We start from the raw sequence: 18,756 nt of genomic DNA, 5'->3' as shown, positions 1-18,756 counted from the left end.
ATCCGGCCTTCACTCCGCATTCCCTGCCCGCGCCTACCCATGTGACATCAGCCGAATCTTCCTCCTGAACTCCTCGGACGAAGATTCGCGGACGGGCGCGCTGCCGCGCGCCGCGCTGTCATGCGGTGGCGGGCGCCGGTCGACCGGCCGCTCCCGCATTGCGCGCGACTCTTCTGCCGATGGCCTGCGCTGCCTTGCAGCACCATTCCTGCTTGAATATTCCATGACGTTTTCCACATTGCGCCGGGACTGGCTCGGCAATGTCCGCGGCGACCTGCTGGCCGGCATCGTCGTCGCGCTCGCCCTCATTCCCGAGGCCCTGGCTTTTTCCATCATCGCCGGCGTCGATCCCCAGGTGGGCTTGTACGCCGCGTTCAGTATCGCGGTCGTCTGCGCCATCGCCGGGGGGCGGCCAGGCATGATCTCGGCCGCCACCGGCGCCGTGGCGCTGGTGATCGCCTCGCTGGTGCGCGACCATGGCGTGCAGTATGTGTTCGCCACCGCCGTGCTGGCCGGCCTGCTGCAGATCGGCGCCGGCCTGCTGCGGCTGGGCGCGCTGATGCGCTTCGTGTCGCGCTCGGTCATCACCGGCTTCGTCAATGCGCTGGCGATCCTGATCTTCCTGGCCCAGCTGCCCGAGCTGACCGGCGTGCACTGGACGGTCTACGCCATGACGGCGGGTGGACTGGCCATCATCTATCTGTTCCCGCGCCTGAGCCGGGCCATTCCGTCGCCGCTGGTGTGCATCGTGGTGCTGACTGCGATCGCCATGTGGCTGGAGCTGCCGATCCGCACCGTGGGCGACATGGGCGCATTCCCCGAGCAGCTGCCCACGTTCGCGCTGCCCGGCGTGCCGCTGGACTGGCGGACCTTGTCGATCATCTTCCCCTATGCCGTGACCGTGGCCGCGGTAGGCCTGCTGGAATCGCTGATGACCGCTTCCATCATCGACGATTTCACCGACACGCCCAGCGACAAGAACCGCGAATGCAAGGGCCAGGGCCTGGCCAACATCGCGGCCGGCCTGCTCGGCGGCATGCCGGGCTGCGCCATGATCGGCCAGTCCGTCATCAACGTGAAGTCTGGCGGGCGCGGCCGCCTGTCCACTTTCACGGCGGGCGCCGTGCTGCTGGTGCTGGTGGTGTTCCTGGGCCCCTGGGCCCGGCAGATTCCCATGGCCGCCCTGGTGGCGGTGATGATCATGGTGTCGATCAGCACCTTCAACTGGACCTCGCTGCGCAACCTGGCGACTCATCCCAAGACTTCGTCGGCGGTGATGCTGGCGACCGTGGCGGTCGTGGTGGCGACCCACAACCTGGCGCTCGGCGTGCTGGTGGGGGTGCTGTTGAGCGCGGTGTTTTTTGCCTCCAAGGTGCACGGCGTGCTGCGCGTCGAGTCGGCGCTGGACGAGGGCGGGGCGCTGCGGCGCTACTCGGTGCATGGCCAGGTTTTCTTCGCGTCGTCCGAGGCGATGGTGGCGGCGTTCGATTTCCACGAGGAGGTGCCGGCGGTGTGCATCGACCTGTCGCACGCGCATTTCTGGGACATCACGGCGGTCGACGCGCTGGACCGGGTGGTGCACAAGTTCCGCCGCCATGGCGTGGCGGTCGATGTGGCCGGTCTGAACCGCGCCAGCCGCACCATGATCGAACGCTACGGCACCCATGACAAGCCGGGTCGCGCGGCGGCGGCGTCCCACTGACGGGGCGGCGGCCGCGCGCCGTCAGGCGTCGCCGGTGGGCACGATACCGGCGCCTTCGACCATCAGCATCACGGTCTGGCCGGGCGCGCGCGGGCGGTGGCGGGTGCCCTTGGGCACGACGACGGCCTGGCCGGGCTGCAGGTCGACCGTGCGGTCTTCCAGGTCGATCAGCAGATTGCCGCTGACCACATAGAAGAACTCGTCTTCGGTATCGTGCTTGTGCCAGTGATATTCGCCCTGTACCACGCCCAGGCGGACCACTGAATCGTTGACGCGGCAGAGCGTCTGGTTGTACCAGGGGTGGGTATTGGCGGCGACCAGCGCGGGCACGTCGATGCGCTCGCCGGCGCCGTGCAGCACGTCGAGTCGCGTCAGATAGGGAAACGGGGCGGTGTTCATGGGAGCTCTCCTGGGCGCCGGCGGAATGCGGCGATGCAGGCAGACTCTATGCCGGCGCGGCGCGCCGGTCTTGAACGCCGGCGTCAATTCCTGGAACGGCAGCGATGCGGCGCGAGCTGGGCGCGATAGGCCGCCGGCGTCGCGCCCATGGCGCGGCGGAACACGCGCGTGAAATGGCTCTGGTCGGCGAAGCCTGCGGCCTGCGCGATGCGCGCCAGCGGTTCGCCCCCGACCGCCAATTGCCGGCAGGCGAACTCCAGCCGCAGCTGGCGCACGTATTCGCCCACGCTGCAGCCGAAGCGCTTGCGGAATTCGCGCGCCAGGTGGTCGGCGGAGACATGGCTGGCGGCGGCGATCTCGTCCAGCGCCAGGTTTTCATGGAAGCGTTCGCGCAACATCGCTTCGACGCGATCCAGCCATGCGCGGCGCCGGCCGGCGGCGGTGCGGGCGGCAGTCGAGCGCGCGCACGCGGCCACCAACTCGAGCACCAGGCCTTCGACGGCCAGGGGCGTGGCCGTATCGGGCTCGCGGCATTCGGCCACCAGCCGGCGCATCAATGAGACCGGCGCGCCGGCGGCGAAGTCGCTGGGCGTGCGCAGTACGCCTGCATGGCCGCCCAGCCGTTCCAGCCAGAGGGGCGAGAATTCCACGTGCAATGCCTCGCCGCCGCCGCCGTACCAGCGGTTGGCGTGCGGCATGCCGGCCGGGAACAGGGTCAACGCCATGGGCCGGTCGGCGCCGGCGCGCGCTGGCCATGAACGCGTGCCGTGTCCGTTCAGCACGAAGCAGAAGAACGGATTCAGGTGCTCGTGCTGCGGAATGACGAGATCGGCGGCGAAGCGCGTTTCGGCGATGGCGATGCCGTCGTCGTGGTAGCGCGGCAGGGTGGCGCCGAAATAATCGCCAGGTTCGAGGATTCTGGGCATGAGCGGCTCCGGCGCGCGGCACGCGAGGTTGGGCGGGCCTGTCGATGCTACTTGCCTGCGGGCGTACGCCCATAGGCCCGCAGGAAGGTGCCGACCGCCAGCGTGGCCCATTGGTCGAGCTGCGCTTCGGTGGGGCGGGCGTCGGGATGGGTCAGGTATTCGACGTGCGGTTCGCCGCGCACCATGCTGACGAACAGGCTGGCGGCGGCGTCGCGTCCCGGCTCGGCGAGATCGATTTCGCCCGCCTGCGCGGCGCGCGCCAGATGTTCGGCGACCATCGCGGTCATGACGTGCGGCCCGGCCAGGTACAAGGTGCGCGCCAGTTGCGGGAAGCGCGGGGCGTCCGCCACGGTGACGCGGAACAGCGCCAGCGCGGCGGGCGACAGCACCACTTCGAGGTAGCGCACGGCCAGCGCCTTGAGTGTGTCGGACAGGGCGCCAGGGCGGAAATCGATGCGCCGCACGGTGTCCATGAACGAGGCGCACTCGGCTTCGATGACCGCGATGAACAGGGCTTCCTTGGTGGGAAAGTGGGCGTAGACCGTGGACTTCGATACGCCGGCCGCGCGCTGGATCATGTCGGTCGACGCGGCGCTGAAGCCGTGCTCCAGGAAGACCCGGCGCGCGCCCGCCAGGACGGCCCGGGCCTTCTCGCCGAGCGGCGCGGCAGGGGGGGCATTCATATCTGTACCTATCGGTTCGATTTTTCTTGACATTACCACAAGCTGCTCATAATGTATCGAACCGAACCGTTCGGTATAGTTCAAATGAGCCCACTAGAACCTCCCTGGATGAACAGCTTGCCGCGGCGCCTGGCCGGCGTCGCGCTGGCGGCGCTGCTGGGCGGCTGCGCCGTCGGGCCGGATTTCGCGCCGCCGCCGGACGCCCTGACGCATGCCGTGCTGGCGCCGCGCCAGCCGGCGGCCGGCGCGGCGCTGCACGCTGGGGAGGTGCCAGAACAATGGTGGCGACTATTCGGTGACCCGGTGCTGGATCAGTTGCAGGCACGCGTGGCGGCCGGCAATCTGGACCTGCAGGCGGCCGCCAGCCGTGTCGCGCAGAGCCGGGCGCGCGCCGGCATCGCCGCGGCCGCGGCTTGGCCGCGGCTGGCAATAGGCGGCAGCGTATCGCGCGAAGCCGTCAGCGAGCATGGCAAGTTCGTGGCCATGGGCGCCAGCACCGATCCGTTCGATTACTGGCGAGTCGGGTTCGATGCAAGCTGGGAGCTGGATCTGTGGGGCCGCGCGCGCCGCCTGCGCGAGGGCGCCGGCGCGGCGGCGCGCGCCAGCGCGTACGAGCGCGAAGCGCTGCGCGTGGCGCTGGCGGCGGAAACGGCGGCCGCCTATTTCCGGCTGCGCGGCGCCCAGTCCGCGCTGGCCACCGCGCTCGAGCTGCGCGTCGCGGCCGTGCGCCATTGGACCTTGCTGCGCAGCCGCCGCGACCATGGCGCGGCGACTTTGCAGGAAATCGCCGCGGCGCGGGCGCAACTGGATGGCCTGCAGGCACGCATCGCCGAATTCGAGCAGCGCCGCGACGCGCTGCTCAATGCGCTGGCCCTGCTGGTCGGCGCGCCGCCGCGCGCGCTGGACGCCGAGCTGGCGGGTGCGGCGCCGCGGCCGCCGGCGCCGCCCGTCCTGCCGGTCGGCCTGCCGTCGGAGCTGGCGCGGCGGCGTCCCGACATCCGCCAGGCCGAGGCCCGCCTGCATGCGGCGACCGCCGCCATCGGCGTGGCCAAGGCCGATTTCTATCCGCGCATCGACTTGATCGGCCGCTTCGGCAGCGAGGCTTTCGACAGCGAGGACCTGGGCGACTGGGCGTCGCGGCAGTTCTTGCTGGGGCCGGCGATTTACTTGCCGATCTTCGAGGGCGGGCGGCTCAAGGCCCGGCTGGCGCTCACCGAGGCGCGCCAGCAGGAAGCCGCCATCGCCTATCGCGCCGCCGTGCTGCGGGCCTGGCACGAGATCGACGACGCGCTCGACGCCTGGTCCGCGCAGCAGCGCCGCCAGCGCGCGCTGCAAGACGCCCATGCGCAGCAGCGGCAGGCGCTGCGGCATGTCGCGGATGCCTACCGCGCCGGCGCCGCCGACCGGCTGGCCGTGAACCGGGCCGAGCAGGCGCTGCTGGGAGCGCGCCTGGCCCTGGACGCGGGCCAGACCGACGCGGCCCTGGCGGTGGTGGCCTTGTACAAGGCGCTGGGCGGCGGCTGGCAGCCGCCCGCGCAGGCCGACGCGGACCGTCCGGCCGCGCCGCGCCTGGCGCGCGGAGAGCGCTAGTGGACGCCGCCGGTTCGCCCGTACGCCCGGTTTGCGGGCTGCTGGGCATTTTCGTGGCCGCCACCACGGCCAGCCTGGCCGGCCGCATGGGCGCGCTGGCGTTGGCCGACCTGCGCGGCGCCCTGGGGTTCGGCTTCGATGCCGCGTCCTGGCTGGGCACCGCGCACGCGGCCGCCGAGCTGATCGCCATGCCGTTCGCCGCCTGGTTCGCCATCACCTTGTCGGTGCGGCGCTTCGTGTTGTGGGCCATCGGCCTGTCCGGCCTGGCCGCGCTGGCGCTGCCGCTGGCGCGCAGCCTGGAGCTGATGCTGGCGCTGCGCGCGCTGCAGGGCCTGGCGGGCGGGGCGCTGATTCCCCTGCTGATGATGGCGGCGCTGAAGTTCCTGCCGCCGCGCGTCAAGTTGTACGGGCTGGCGTTGTATTCCCTGACCGCCACATTCGCTTCCACCATCGCGGTCTGGCTGGTCGGCGTGTGGACGGACGGCTTCGCCGACTGGCGGCTGGTGTATTGGCAATGTGTGCCGTTGCTGGCCCTGGCGGCGGCGCTGGCCGGCTGGGGCCTGCCGCGCGAACCGGCGCGCGCCGCCCGCTGGCGCCAGTGCAACTGGGCCGGGCTGGCGTGCGGCGCGGCTGCCCTGGGCCTGCTGGCGGTGGCGCTGGACCAGGCGGTCCGCCTGGATACGATCCACTCGCGCCTGGTGGTGTTCTGCGCCTATGCGGGGCTGGTGCTGCTGGCGGCCTACTTGGCTACCGAATGGCGCCACCCGGATCCGTTCCTGCGGCTGCGCATGCTGTCGCGGCGCAATCTGGGGCTGGGCTTCACCATTTTCTTCTGCATGCTGACGCTGGTGCTGTGCGCTTCGCTGCTGCCGCTCGGCTACCTGGGGCGAGCGTGGGGCTACCGCGCGCAGCAGAGCGCGCCTGTCGGCCTGATCATCGCGCTGGCCCAGCTGGTGCTGGCGCCGGCCGTCGCGGCGCTGTTGTATCGCCGCTGGGTCGATGCGCGGCTGGTCTTCAGCCTGGGCCTGGCGCTGATCGCCTGCGCCTGCTGGCAGAGCGCGCGGCTCGACTCGAGCTGGGTCTGGCAGCAGTTCGCCTGGGTGCAACTGTTGCACGCGGCGGGGCAGCCGATGGCGGTGGTGTCGATGCTGTTCCTGGCGACCAGCGTGGTGCAGCCGCCGGAAGGCCCCTATGTGACAGGCACCATCAACACGCTGCGCGCGCTCGGCACGCTGCTGGGCGGCACGGTCATCGGCCAGGTGCTGGTGGTGCGCGAGCGCTGGCATGCCGACGCCTTGCTGGACCGCCTGGGCCGGGTGCAGGACACCCTGCCGGATGCGGACGGGCTGGCCGCGCTGGCCGGGCCAGTCCGCGAGCAGGCCTTCGTGCTGGCCACGGCCGATGCGTATCGCGCCGCCGGCCTGCTGGCGCTGCTGCTGATCCCCCTGGTGCTGAGCCTGCATCGCCAGGCGCCGCCGGGTTCTTCTCAATGACGACACGGATAGATCGCATCATGGCTTTTTCCAGGAACGCCCGTGCCGGCGTGCTGTTGGCGGCTGCGGCCCTGCTGGGCGGCGCCTTGTGGCTCGACCGGCCGGAGAGCGCCGCCGCGCGCCAGGCCACCGACTACGCCTACGTGCACGCCGACTTCACCGTGGTGGCGCCGCGCGTGGCCGGCACGATCAGCCAGGTACTGGTCGAGGATCACCAGCAAGTCGCGCCGGGCGATCTGCTGGCCACGCTGGATGACCGCGATTTCGCCACCGCGCTGGCCGGCGCCCGCGCCCGGGTGGACGGTGCGCGGGCCGCCATTGACGCCCTGCAGGCGCAGCAGGCGCGCCAGCAGGCCGCCATCCGCCAGGCCGCCGCCGCCATCGACGCCGACGACGCCTCGCTGTCGCTGGCGCGCGCCGAGCTGGCGCGCTATCGCAGTCTGGCGGCCGAAGGGTCGGGCACGGTGCAGCAGCGGCAGCAGGCGCAATCGCGGCTGGATGTGCTGCAGGCAGGGCGCGCGCAGCACTTGGCCGCGCTCGAGGCGGCGCACCGCCAGGCCGATGTGCTCGAGGCGCAACTGCGCAGCGCCCGCGCCAGCCTGGCCCAGGCCGAGGCGGCGCGCACGGCCGCGCAACTGCAGCTTTCCTATACGCGTATTAAGGCGCCGGTGGGCGGCATGGTGGGCCACCGGACACTGCGGGTCGGCGCGCAGGTCCAGGCCGGCAAGCCGCTGCTGGCCATCGTGCCGCTGGAACACGCGTATGTGGAAGCGAATTTCCGCGAGACGCAACTGGCGCGGGTGCGGCCCGGGCAGCGCGTGCGGATGGCGGTCGACGCCTTGCCCGGTATCGAACTGACGGGCCGGGTCGCCAGCCTGGGACCGGCCAGCGGCGTCAGCTACGCGCCCATCGCGCCGCATAACGCCACTGGCAATTTCACCAAGATCGTGCAGCGCATTCCGGTGCGCATCGAGTTCGATGCCGGCCAGCCGGCGCTCGCGCGCCTGCGCATGGGCATGTCGGTGCGGCCCGAGATCGAGACCGGTCCTGGCCCGGATTCCCCATAGCGTGGGGCCAGGGCCGGTTCCTCCCGGGGGGCAACCCCCTTGGCCGCCTGCGGGCGGCTTTTTTTTCACGGCGCCGCCCTGGGCCGGCAGCCGCTGCGCGGCGGCAGGCCCAGGGCGGCGCGCCATTCACGCAGGGGCGGCGGCTCGCGCGGGGTGTGAAGTCCGGTTGCAATACTCGATCAGGAGCTCGGTGAGAACGCGCACCTGGCGTGCGGGGTGCTGGCCTGGCGGGCGCACGACATAAGCGCCCGCGGCGGGCGGCGGATGACGCGTCATGACCGGCACGAGCGCCCCAGCGGCCACATGCTCGTGGGTGAGCCAATCGGGCAGGTAGGCGATCCCGAGCCCCGCCACGGCGGCGGCGACCAGCGCCGTGCCGTTGTCGGCCTTGAAGCGGCCGCGCGGACGCACCGTGACGACCTTGTCGCCGTCCGTGAGCTGCCAGGCTTCCGTGCCCTGCATGAGCGCCTGATGGGCGGCGAGTTCGTCCGGCGTTTCGGGCGCGCCGTGCGCCTTGACGTAGTCCGGACTCGCCACCAGCTTGCCGTGGATCGGGCCGATGCGCCTGGCGACCAGGTTCGAGTCCGGCAGATAGCCCACCCGTATCGCGCAGTCGTAGCCCTCGGCGATGAGATCGACGAAGCGGTCGCTGTAGCAGGCCTGGATATGCAGCCGGGGATGGCGCCGCGCCATTTCCGCGAGCACGGGAGCGAAGTGGGTCAGGCCGACCGAAAGCGGCGCGGCGACCCGCAGGCGGCCACGCAGTTCGCCGGCGGGCGCGATGGTTTCGCGGGCCGCGTCGATCTCGGCGCAGACCCTGGCGGCATGGTCCCGGAACGTGGCCCCGGCTTCCGTCAGGGCAGCGCCGCGGGTGGACCGCGCCAGCAGCTGGGCGCCCAGCTCCGCTTCGAGCCGCAACAGCCGGCGGCTGACGATCGACTTCGACACCCCGAGCCGCAGCGCGGCGGGCGAGATTCCTCCGGCATCGGCGACTTCCACGAATGTCCGTAGTTCTTCGATATTCATGCTGCGTTCCCTGTTCCGCGACACTGCCCGCCACGGCATGGTACCGCCGTATCCGATACGGGAATAGCACGGCGGGCGTTCCCGGTTGCGCGACACAGCTGCTCGCGCAATGGCACTACCGTCGCGGGCATGGGCAACTCAGAATGCCGTTCCAGACAGCGTTGCCGGGCTCCCGGCGGATGCCGTCCGGAACACCAATCCCCGCAAACGGCAACAAAGGATGCTCCATGACTTTCCGTAACGGCCTTGCTTCCCTGCTTCGCCCCGAAGACTCGGTACTCGTCCTGATCGACCACCAGCCTTACCAGCTCACCAACCTCAACAGCCACGATCCGCAGGCGGTGGTCAACAATTCGGCCGCGCTGGCGAAGGTCGCCAAGGCCTTCGGCGTGCCCACCATCCTGACCAGCGTGATCGCCGATCGCGGCGGGCTCATCTTCCCCCAGATCACCGACGTCTTTCCCGGCCAGGAGGTGATCGACCGGACCACCATCAATACCTGGGAAGACCAGAAGGTGGTGGATGCGGTCAAGGCGACGGGCCGCAAGCAACTGGTCATTGCCGGGCTGTGGACCGAGGTCTGCGTGGCCCTGCCGGTGATCCATGCCCTGGGCGAAGGCTGGGACGTGACGGTGATCACCGATGCGTCGGGCGGCGTGTCGCTCGAAGCCCACCAGGTCGCCATCCAGCGCATGATGGCGGCGGGCGCGAACATGATGACCTGGCTGGCGCTGGCAGCCGAATGGCAGCGCGACTGGGCCCGCACCGAGCACGTCGCGGAGCTGACGGACGTGCTCAAGCACCATGCCGCCGGCAGCGGCATCGCGTACCTTTGGGAGCAGCAATTGCTCAACACGCCGGTGCCCGGCAACGCCAGGTAATCCGGGCGGGGGAAGGCCGCGCGCACAGCCTGCCGAAACGGCGGATCGCGCGCGGAATCTTCCCCGCGGGGCCGCGCTATTGCATGCCCGAGGTCGCCAGGATGGTTCCCAGCGTCGTGCCCATGGCCTTCACCATGGGCGCCTTCTCGACGTCGATCCATTCGTCCAGCGCATGCGCGCGGCCGAACTTGCCGGGCGCCATCCGGCCGACCGTCAGGGCGGGCACGCCCAGGCTCATGGGCAGGTTCGAATCGGTGGAGCTGCGGTTCAGCTCGGGCTCGTACCCGCCCGCCTTGATGGCGGAAATCGCGTACTGCACGATGTCGGCATCGACCGGCGTGGTGCCGGCCGGCCGGTCGCCGATGGGATCGAGCTTGAGCTTGATCTCGCCTTCCTTGGTCGAGCGCGCGAAGTTCTCGGTGGCGACCGCTTCCTTGACGATGGCGAGGAAGCGCTGCTCGATGCGCTTGAGCGCCTCGACGTCTTCCGAGCGCATGTCGACCTCCATCCAGGCCTCGACCGGAATGGAGTTGACCGAGGTGCCGCCGCCCAGCCGGCCGATGCTGTAGGTGGTCTTGGGCTGCGCCGGCACCGCCATCGTGGAGAAGGCCGTGGCGGCCTGGCCCAGCGCATACATGGGGTTGACCAGCCCGAAGGCGCCGAAGCTGTGCCCGCCCGGCCCCTGGAAGGTGGCGCGGTAGCGCTTGGAGCCCACGCCGCCGTGCGTGACGCGCGCCACCGAGCCCGACTCGACCGAGAAGAACGCCTTGATCCTGCCCTGGTACTTGCCCTTGGTGAACAGGTGGCGCACGCCGCGCAGGTCGCCGGGGCCTTCCTCGCCGACGGTGCCCACGAACAGGATGTTGTCGCGCGTCCGGATGCCGGCGGCGTCCATGGCCCGCACGTAGCCGGCCAGGACCGCCAGGCTCATGGTGTCGTCGCCGATGCCGGGCGCCGCCAGGCGCGTGCCCTGGCGCTTGACCTTGACGTCGGTGCCTTCCGGGAAGACCGTGTCCATGTGGGCCGACACCACCACGACCTTGTCGTCGCCGGCCGTGCCCGGGCGCAGGCCCAGCACATTGCCTTCCTCGTCGATCGTCACGTCATCCAGGCCGCTGTCGCGCAGCAACTGCGCGAACGCCTCGGCCCGCTTGGCTTCCTTGAAGGGCGGGGCGGGGATTTCCGTCAAGGCGATGCCGTCGTCGACGATGCGCCCGTGCTGTTCGTCCAGCAGCGCCAGGGCCTTCTTGTAGGCGCCGGAGTCCAGCACCTTCTGCACGGCCTGGGCGTGCGCCGCGCTGGACTCGATTGCTTCCTTGCCGATGACGGGCGCCGCCGCGCACGCCATGGATACCGCCAACACAACTGCCACACGCCGAGCGTCCTGCAACATCGTTGTCTCTCCTCATGGGTTGAAGGCGAGCGCTAACACTGAGTCAGTTCGTTTGACTTGTCAATAACCTGGGGCGGCCCGGCATGCCGCTTGCTGTGACGGCGGCAGGCCGGCGCGGCGCCCGCCTGCCGGCCCGGCATTTTGTAATTTTGGGAGTCGCCATGCCTGTCACCGCAGACTTGCCCGTGATCCTGATCACGGGCGCGTCCGGCAACCTGGGGAGATCGCTGGCCCGTTACCTGGAGGCCGACTATCGCATCGTCGGCCTGGACCGCAAGGGCGCGGACCCGGGCTTCCCCATGTTCGAAGTGGACCTGGCGTCGGACGACTCGGTGCGCCGGGCGCTGCAGGCGGTACGCCAGGAATGCGGCGGCCGGCTGGCCGCGGTGATCCACCTGGTGGCGTACTTCGATTCCACCGGCGCCGACAACCCCTTGTACCGCACGGTCAATGTCGACGGCACGGCCCGCCTGCTGCGGGCGCTGCGCGATGGCTTCGAGGTGGAGCGCTTCGTGTACGCCAGCACCATGCTGGTCCACGCGCCGGGCAAGCCGGGCGAACTGATCGACGAAAACCAGCCGTTCGGCCCGGAGTATGTATACCCGCAATCGAAACTGCAGGCCGAGGAAGTGCTGCGGCGCGAGCACGGCGACATGCCGTACGCCATCCTGCGGCTGGCCGGCGTCTACGACGAGCAGTCGGTAGTGCCGACGCTGGCGCAGCAGATCGCCCGCATCTACGAGCGCGATTTCGAAAGCTACTTCTATTCGGCCTCGAACCAGGTGGGCCAGTCCATGCTGCACCGGGACGACCTGCACGAGGCCGTGCGGCTGACGCTGGCGCGCCGCGCCGAACTGCCGGCGCAGACCGAACTGCTGATCGGCGAGACCGAGGCGCTGGGCTACGACGCGCTGCAGGACGAGATCGGCTACCTGATCCATGGCGCCGAGGACTGGCCCACGCTGCGCGTGCCCAAGGCAGTGGCCGCCACCGGCACCTGGATGCGCGAGAAGCTCGAGCCGCTGGTGCCCGACGCGCTGGACCAGGGCGAGAAGCCGTTCATCAAGCCCTATATGGTGGCCATGTCCGACGCGCACTACGCGCTGGATACCGCGCGCGCCGAGGACCTGCTGGGCTGGCGGCCGCGCCACCGCCTCAAGCGCACCCTGCCCGCCATCATCGCCAACCTGAAGCGCGATCCGCTGGGCTGGTACCGCGCGCAAGGCATGACGCCGCCGCAATTCCTGCGCGAAAGCGCCGGGCAGGTGGACGACCCCGAGCAGTTCCGCGCCCGTCACGTCGCGCTGTATCGCGCCGAGCACGCGCAGCACCGTTGGGCGCATTTCGTCAACATCGCCCTGGGCACCTGGCTGCTTTGCCAGCCACCGCTGGTGGGAGTGACCGAGCCGCTGCTGCGCGGCGCGGAGATCGTGCTGGGCGCGCTGCTGGTGGTGTTCGCCTTCCTGTCGCTGGGCTGGCAGATGGCCTTCGCGCGCTGGGTGTGCGCCGCGCTCGGCGCGCTGATCATGGCCGCGCCGTTCGTGCTGTGGACCGGCAACGCGGCGGCCTACCTGTCGGACACGCTGGTGGGGGGGCTGGCATTCGGGTTCGCGGTGGGCCTGAAACCCGAGCCCGGGCCGGTGCCGCTGGCCCGCCTGACCGGCCCCGAGACGCCGCCCGGCTGGACCTACAACCCGTCGGCCTGGACCCAGCGCGTGCCCATCATCGCGCTGGCGCTGGTGGGCCTGTATGTGTCGCGCTACCTGGCCGCCTACCAGATGGAGCAGATCGGCCATGTGTGGGAGCCGTTCTTCGCCGGCAGCCCGGCCGACCCGCGCAACGGTACGGAAGAGATCATCACCTCGAGCGTGTCGCGCGCCTGGCCCGTGCCGGACGCGGCGGTGGGCGCCTACACCTATATGCTGGAGATACTCACCGGCGTGGTCGGCTCGCGCGCGCGCTGGCGCACCATGCCCTGGCTGGTGGTGATCTTCGGCCTGATGATCGCGCCCCTGGGCATCGTCTCCATCACGTTCGTCATCATCCAGCCGATCGTGATCGGCACCTGGAGCACGCTGGCGCTGATCGGCGCGGCGGCGATGCTGGTGCAGATTCCGTATTCGCTGGACGAGCTGCTGGCCACCTGCCAGTTCCTGCAGCGCCGCCGCAAGGCCGGCAAGAGCCTGTTGCGGGTGTTCCTGTTCGGCGATACCGACGAGGGGCCGCGCGCCGAGCCGCGCGACGAGTTCGACCGGCGCCCTGGCGCCATCGTGCGCGACATCGTGGCGGGCGGGGTATCGATGCCGCCGTCGCTGTGGCTGGCGGCGGCCATCGGCGCCTGGCTGATGTGCACGCGCCTGGCCCTGGGCACCGAGGGCACCATGGCCAATATCGATCACCTGGTGGGCGCGCTGGTGCTGACCGTGATCGCGGTCGCGGCCGCGGAGGTCGCGCGGCTGGCGCGCCTGCTGCTGGTGCCGCTGGGCGTGGGGCTGCTGGTGGCGGCCCCGGTGTACGGCGCCGGCATGCTGCAGATCGGCCTGGACGTGGCGGCCGGCCTGGCGCTGATCGCCCTGGCGATCCCGCGCGGCCGGATCGAGGGCCGCTACGGGCCGTGGGACCGGCTGGTCGTGTGAGCGGAGCCGCTTGCGCTACGGCGCGGCGGCCGGCGCCAGGTCGGGGATCAGCCGCTTGCCCAGGCTGATCACCTCGTCCTGCGTGAAGGCCAGCTTGCGGTAGAACGCCACGACCGCCTCGTTGCCGCCGCGCACCAGCAGGTTGATCTTGGGGCAGCCCATCGCCAGCAGTTGCCGTTCCACTGCCCGCATCAGCGCGCTGGCGTAGCCGCGCCGCTGGCAGCCCGGCGCCACCGCCAGGTAGTTGACCCAGCCGCGATGACCGTCGTAGCCCGCCATGACCGCCGCGACAATGGCGGCGCCAGTCGTGCCCACCAGGAACAGTTCCGGCTGGACGGTGAGCTTGCGGGCGATGTCTTTATAGGGGTCGTTCCAGGGGCGCGTCAGGCCGCAGTCGTGCCACAACTGCACGACAGCGTCGGCGTCGTCGGGGTGGAATTGCCGGATGGTAAGCGCGGGTGGATTCATGCTTCGTTCCTTCAGGTGGGGGATACGAAGGCGGCGGGTGCCTCGGGCGGGGAAGGGGCGCAACAGCAAAAAGGCCACGAGGTACCGTGGCCTTCGGGATAAGCACCGCGGAGGCGGCGCTTGGACAACGCAAAGCCACTCAACGTCGGCGTCGAGTGGTTCGTCGCGCGGGGGCGCGATGGGTGAGGAGTGCGTCGTCCATGGCGGTAAGCATACCCGAAGCTTGCGTGGCGTCAAAGGAGCACGGCAACGACGGCAGTATCTTGACATCTACTGTTGTCAACGGCAGCCTTCCATGGCAAAGAAATTCCCCCTGCATCCGCAGCATCCCGAGCGCATTTGCTGGGGCTGCGACAAGTACTGTTCCACTGGCGCGCTGGCCTGCGGCAACGGCTCCAGCCGCACCATGCATCCCGCCGAATTGCTGGGGGACGACTGGTACACGGTGGGCGACTGGGGGCTGGACGCCCCGCCCGCCACCGCCGGCGAGTCGCCCGCCAAGCCGTAGCGGCGCCGCTTGGCACGCGTCGTGCTGACGCGGGGCCATGGCCGCCACCCATCGTTCCCCGTCCGCCATTCCCATGCCGCGGCCGCGCGCTTTCGACAGCACGCGGGAATTTCTTGCGGATCCCTACCGGTATATCGGCGGCCAGTGCCGCGCCCTGAATACGGACGTGTTCCAGTCGCGGCTGCTGCTGGCGCCGACGATCTTCCTGTCGGGGCCGCGCGCCGCCGAGCTGTTCTATGACGGCGAGCGCTTCCAGCGCCGCGGCGCGGCACCGGAGCCCCTGCAGGCCACGCTGTTCGGCAAGCGCGCGGTGCAGTCGCTGGATGGGCCGGACCATTGGCGCCGCAAGGCGCTGTTCCTGGACACCCTGGACCGGCCGGCGGTAGCGGCGCTGGCGGGCCATGTCGGGCGCCACTGGGAGACTGCGCTGGCGCGCTGGCCGCGCGATGGCGTGGCGCTCTATGGGGCGGCGCAGGATGTCCTGGCGCGCGCGGTGTGCGAGTGGGCGGGTGTTTCCCTGCCGGAGGCGGAGGCGTCGGCGCGCACCCGGCAGTTGGTGGCGCTGTTCGACGACGCGGCGCGCGGGCTGCTGGCGCATGGACGGGCGCGCTGGTCGCGCCTGCGCCTGCAGGCATGGCTGGCGGGCCAGGTCGAGCGGGCGCGACGCCAGGGCGGGGCGGCCGCCGGCGATTCTCCGTTGCAGCAGGTGGCGGCGTTCCGCGATGCGGCGGGCGGCCGGCTGGATGCGCGGCTGGCCGCCACGGAGTTGTTGAATGTGCTGCGGCCGGTGGTGGCGGTGTCGGTGTATATCGTGTTCGGCCTGCATGCGGCGCAGGCGCACCCGGAGGTCCTGCGGTCGCGGCGCGACGAGCCGGCGGGCGTGGGGATGGATTTCCTGAACGAGGTGCGCCGCTATTACCCGTTCTTCCCGGCGGTCGCGGCGCGGGTGCGCGAGGATTTCGAATGGAACGGCTACTGGTTTCCGAAGGGGCGGCGCGCCGTGCTGGACCTGTACGGCACCAACCATGACTCGCGCGCCTGGAACGACCCCGACCGGTTCGACCCGGGCCGCTTCCGCGCGCGCGTGCCGACGGCTTTCGAGTTCATTCCGCAGGGCGGGGCGGATGCGGCGCGTGGGCATCGCTGTCCCGGCGAGGACGCCGCGCTGGCCATCATGAAGGTGTCGCTGGATTTCCTGCTGGCGCGCACGCAGTGCGTGACTGCCGGGGGAGATATGGCGCTGGATTATGCGCGGTTGCCGGCGTTGCCGCGGAGTGAGTTGGTGGTGCGGGCGGCGGTGTTGTAGGTCTTGGCGGGGTGGGTTCGCTTCGTAGGGCGTCCTGGGCGGGGCTGGGGAGTGCGGGCCGGCCACGTCGCTCGGCTCGGGCGCGCCACCAGGCGCCCTCGGCCGCCTGCGGGGGCTGCCCTCGCTCCAACTGGCCGTCCCGCACGCCCCAGCCCCGCCCTGGACTCACATCAACGGCACGCGCCGGTCCAGCAACCACGTGTGGGGATATGGAGGTGTCCGACACCGATGTGAGGGCACCGTGGTCTCGACGCAAGCAAGAGTCACCCAGGTGTCAGACACCCTTGTGCGCTGTCTTGCGTGGCGAGACGGGGGCATGGGGTGTCTGACACCAACACGAGACCCCATGGCCTGACACCGACATGCCGACATGAGGCGTCGGGTGCCTCGACCCGAGACGCTGTGAGCCCGCGCCTGCCGGTGGGGCCTGGGCGGCCAGTTGGAGGGAGGGCAGCCCCCGCAGGGGGCCGAGGGCGCCTGGTGGCGCGCCCGAGCCGAGCGACGTGGCCGACCAGGCCCCACCGGCAGGCGTGGGCGGCCCACGAAGCCAGGCCGTTCAACCGCACCGGCAGGCGCGGCGAGCGCTCCCAACCAAGAGCCTCGATCACCACCCCCCGTCGCAATAGCTCACCACTGAAATCCCCCAATTACGCACCCACGACACAACCATCGAGTATCGTGATACTGCCGCGCACAGGCGCGGCGCGACCCTGGAGATCCGTCATGCCAGCCACCGTCCCGCCGACGGGCGCGTTGCCCGCCGTCACTCCGTTCCTGATGTTCGAAGGCCAGGCCGAAGAGGCCGTCAATTGGTACATGTCGCTGTTCCCCGGCTCCGCCATGCGGCACATCCAGCGTTACGGGCCGGAAGGGCCGGGCCGCGAGGGCTCGATCGTGCAGGCCCGCTTCGAGTTGAACGGCCGCGAATTCATGTGCATCGACAGTCCAGCCAAGCACGCCTTCGGCTTCACGCCCGCCATCTCCCTGTTCGTGGACTGCGAATCGGCCGCCGAAGTGGACCGCCTCTATGCCGCGTTCTCCGACGGCGGCACCGTGCTGATGCCGCTCGACGCCTACCCGTTCAGCCCGCGCTTTGCCTGGGTGCAGGACAAGTATGGCGTGTCCTGGCAACTGCACCAGCCCCCCGGCGCATAACGCGGGCCGTCTGTCTCTATACTGGGCCTTTCCAAGCGCCCCGAGGCCCGCCATGACATCGTCCGCTTCCCACTCGCCTTCCGACATCGTGTCCCTGGACGCCGTGGCGCTGTCCGCCGCCATCCACGGCCGGCAGGTGTCGTGCGTAGAAGTGCTGGAAGCGTACCTGGGCCAGATCGACCGGTGCAATCCCACGGTCAACGCCATCGTCGCGCCGCAGGACCGCGATGCGCTGCGCGTGCAGGCCGCCGAGCTCGACGCGCTGCTGGCGCGCGGCACCAGCCTGGGGCCCCTGCATGGCTTTCCGCAGGCGCCCAAGGACATCATGCCGGTGCGCGGCATGGTCACCACCAAGGGGTCGCCCATCTATGCCGGGCAGGTGACGGACGCCGACGCCATCGTGTATGAACGCATGCGCGCCGGGGGCGCCTTGTTCGTGGGCCGTACCAACAGCCCGGAGTTCGGGCTGGGCGGACACACCTACAACCCGGTGTACGGCATTACCCGCAACGCCTTCGATCCGGCCCGCTCGGCCGGCGGCAGCAGCGGCGGCGCGGGCGTGGCGGTGGCGCTGCGCATGCTGCCGGTGGCCGACGGCTCGGACATGATGGGTTCGCTGCGCACGCCGGCGGCATTCAATAACGTATATGGCCTGCGCACCACCCCGGGCGTGGTGCCGCACGGCCCCACCGAAGAAGTGCATTTCCAGCAGTTCAGCGTGAGCGGCCCCATGGCGCGCAACGTGCCGGACCTGGCGCTGCTGTTGTCGGTGCAGGCCGGGTTCGACGCGCGGCTGCCGCTGACGCACCGCCGCGCCGACCCGCGCGCCTATGCCACGGCGCTGGAGCGCGATTGCGTCGGCCTGCGCGTGGGCTGGCTGGGCGACCTGGGCGGCTACTTGCCGACCGAGCCCGGCGTGCTGCAGGTGTGCGAAAACGCCCTGCGGCACTTCGAGACCATCGGCTGCCAGGTCGAGCCCGTCGTGCCCGCATTCGACCTGGCGCGGCTGTGGCAGGCCTGGCTCGACTTGCGCAGCTTCACGTTCGCCGGAACCAACGCGCCGCTCTACCACGACGCGGCCAGGCGGGCGCTGCTCAAGCCGGAGGCCGTCTGGGAGATCGAGCGCGGGCTGCGGCTGTCCGGGCAGGACATCTACCAGGCCGCGCTGGTGCGCTCGTCCTGGTATGCGGCGCTGCGCGGCTTGTTCGAGCAGTTCGACTTCCTGGTGCTGCCGGCCGCCCAGGTGTTCCCGTTCGCGGCCGAACTGGACTGGCCGGCCGAGGTGGGCGGGCGCGCCATGGATACTTATCACCGCTGGATGGAAGCCGTGGTGCCCGCCACCATGGCGGGCATGCCGGCGCTGGCCGCGCCGGCCGGTTTCGGCCCGGAGGGCTTGCCGGCCGGCATCCAGATCATCGGGCCGGCGCAGCACGACCTGGAAGTCCTGCAGGTCGGCCTGGCCTACGACCGCGCCAGCGGATTCAGCCGGCTGCGCAGTCCGCTGCTGGGCTGACGCGCCACGG

The 18,756-nt window shown here is 70.6% G+C and carries 16 protein-coding genes; 10 read left to right on the top strand and 6 right to left on the bottom strand.

The features are described 5' to 3' along the window. The first annotated feature begins 223 nt into the window (after window positions 1-223). Window positions 224-1,702, top strand: coding sequence for a SulP family inorganic anion transporter (locus ACKTT0_RS02730; RefSeq protein WP_407847900.1), 1,479 nt, complete (start codon window positions 224-226; stop codon window positions 1,700-1,702). Between the two features lie 21 nt (window positions 1,703-1,723). Here the strand turns inward: ACKTT0_RS02730 and ACKTT0_RS02725 are convergent, their stop codons facing one another. The 3 genes from ACKTT0_RS02725 to ACKTT0_RS02715 form a co-directional block, all read right to left on the bottom strand. Next, window positions 1,724-2,101, bottom strand: coding sequence for a cupin domain-containing protein (locus ACKTT0_RS02725; RefSeq protein WP_094807472.1), 378 nt, complete (start codon window positions 2,099-2,101; stop codon window positions 1,724-1,726). A gap of 83 nt (window positions 2,102-2,184) precedes the next feature. Then, window positions 2,185-3,027 carry a helix-turn-helix transcriptional regulator gene (locus tag ACKTT0_RS02720; RefSeq protein ID WP_407847899.1) on the bottom strand — a complete coding sequence of 281 codons (843 nt, stop codon included), beginning with the start codon at window positions 3,025-3,027 and terminating at the stop codon, window positions 2,185-2,187. Window positions 3,028-3,074: 47 nt separating this feature from the next. Further along, window positions 3,075-3,710: a TetR/AcrR family transcriptional regulator gene (locus ACKTT0_RS02715; protein WP_407847898.1), complete on the bottom strand. Its 636-nt coding sequence runs from the start codon at window positions 3,708-3,710 to the stop codon at window positions 3,075-3,077. 108 nt (window positions 3,711-3,818) lie between these two features. On the opposite strand from ACKTT0_RS02715, the gene ACKTT0_RS02710 reads away from it, so the two are divergent. The 3 genes from ACKTT0_RS02710 to ACKTT0_RS02700 are packed head-to-tail and all read left to right on the top strand — an operon-like array spanning window position 3,819 to window position 7,860. After that, window positions 3,819-5,300, top strand: a complete 1,482-nt coding sequence (locus tag ACKTT0_RS02710; RefSeq protein ID WP_407847896.1) for an efflux transporter outer membrane subunit — start codon at window positions 3,819-3,821, stop codon at window positions 5,298-5,300. Next, window positions 5,300-6,793: an MFS transporter gene (locus tag ACKTT0_RS02705; protein ID WP_407847895.1), complete on the top strand. Its 1,494-nt coding sequence runs from the start codon at window positions 5,300-5,302 to the stop codon at window positions 6,791-6,793. Before ACKTT0_RS02710 ends, ACKTT0_RS02705 begins: the two co-directional genes overlap by 1 nt. A 20-nt stretch (window positions 6,794-6,813) precedes the next feature. After that, entirely contained in the window at window positions 6,814-7,860 is a 1,047-nt protein-coding gene (locus ACKTT0_RS02700; RefSeq protein WP_407847894.1) for an HlyD family secretion protein, read from the top strand. A gap of 126 nt (window positions 7,861-7,986) precedes the next feature. Here the strand turns inward: ACKTT0_RS02700 and ACKTT0_RS02695 are convergent, their stop codons facing one another. Beyond that, complete coding sequence (locus ACKTT0_RS02695) at window positions 7,987-8,886, bottom strand: LysR family transcriptional regulator (protein WP_407847891.1); 900 nt, start codon at window positions 8,884-8,886, stop codon at window positions 7,987-7,989. Window positions 8,887-9,113: 227 nt separating this feature from the next. Here ACKTT0_RS02695 and ACKTT0_RS02690 point away from each other — a divergent pair, with 227 nt between their 5' ends. After that, on the top strand, window positions 9,114-9,767 hold the full coding sequence (locus tag ACKTT0_RS02690) for a hydrolase (RefSeq protein ID WP_407847889.1): 654 nt from the start codon (window positions 9,114-9,116) through the stop codon (window positions 9,765-9,767). A 76-nt stretch (window positions 9,768-9,843) separates the two neighbouring features. Here the strand turns inward: ACKTT0_RS02690 and ACKTT0_RS02685 are convergent, their stop codons facing one another. Then, window positions 9,844-11,139: a M20/M25/M40 family metallo-hydrolase gene (locus tag ACKTT0_RS02685; RefSeq protein WP_407847887.1), complete on the bottom strand. Its 1,296-nt coding sequence runs from the start codon at window positions 11,137-11,139 to the stop codon at window positions 9,844-9,846. Between the two features lie 182 nt (window positions 11,140-11,321). Here ACKTT0_RS02685 and ACKTT0_RS02680 point away from each other — a divergent pair, with 182 nt between their 5' ends. After that, on the top strand, window positions 11,322-13,796 hold the full coding sequence (locus ACKTT0_RS02680) for an NAD-dependent epimerase/dehydratase family protein (protein ID WP_407847886.1): 2,475 nt from the start codon (window positions 11,322-11,324) through the stop codon (window positions 13,794-13,796). A 15-nt stretch (window positions 13,797-13,811) separates the two neighbouring features. Here the strand turns inward: ACKTT0_RS02680 and ACKTT0_RS02675 are convergent, their stop codons facing one another. Further along, window positions 13,812-14,264 (bottom strand): GNAT family acetyltransferase, encoded by a 453-nt coding sequence (locus ACKTT0_RS02675; RefSeq protein WP_407847884.1) that lies wholly within the window; start codon window positions 14,262-14,264, stop codon window positions 13,812-13,814. A gap of 295 nt (window positions 14,265-14,559) precedes the next feature. Here ACKTT0_RS02675 and ACKTT0_RS02670 point away from each other — a divergent pair, with 295 nt between their 5' ends. The 4 genes from ACKTT0_RS02670 to ACKTT0_RS02655 all read left to right on the top strand — a co-directional run bounded on the left by ACKTT0_RS02670 (window position 14,560) and on the right by ACKTT0_RS02655 (window position 18,746). Beyond that, a complete protein-coding gene (locus ACKTT0_RS02670) occupies window positions 14,560-14,772 on the top strand; it encodes a DUF3079 domain-containing protein (RefSeq protein WP_407847882.1) in 213 nt (70 codons plus the stop codon). 37 nt (window positions 14,773-14,809) lie between these two features. Beyond that, window positions 14,810-16,078 carry a cytochrome P450 gene (locus ACKTT0_RS02665; RefSeq protein WP_407847880.1) on the top strand — a complete coding sequence of 423 codons (1,269 nt, stop codon included), beginning with the start codon at window positions 14,810-14,812 and terminating at the stop codon, window positions 16,076-16,078. Window positions 16,079-16,801: 723 nt separating this feature from the next. After that, on the top strand, window positions 16,802-17,233 hold the full coding sequence (locus ACKTT0_RS02660) for a VOC family protein (protein ID WP_407847878.1): 432 nt from the start codon (window positions 16,802-16,804) through the stop codon (window positions 17,231-17,233). Between the two features lie 52 nt (window positions 17,234-17,285). After that, on the top strand, window positions 17,286-18,746 hold the full coding sequence (locus tag ACKTT0_RS02655) for an amidase (protein WP_407847876.1): 1,461 nt from the start codon (window positions 17,286-17,288) through the stop codon (window positions 18,744-18,746). The last annotated feature ends 10 nt before the right edge of the window (window positions 18,747-18,756 follow it).

The organism is Bordetella saccharivorans, assembly GCF_045862855.1.
In the GTDB taxonomy this organism is placed as follows: Bacteria; Pseudomonadota; Gammaproteobacteria; order Burkholderiales; family Burkholderiaceae_B; genus Bordetella_A; species Bordetella_A petrii_F.
The sequence above is the reverse complement of the archived record's forward strand: the minus strand, read 5'-3'. Positions and strand labels throughout refer to the sequence as shown.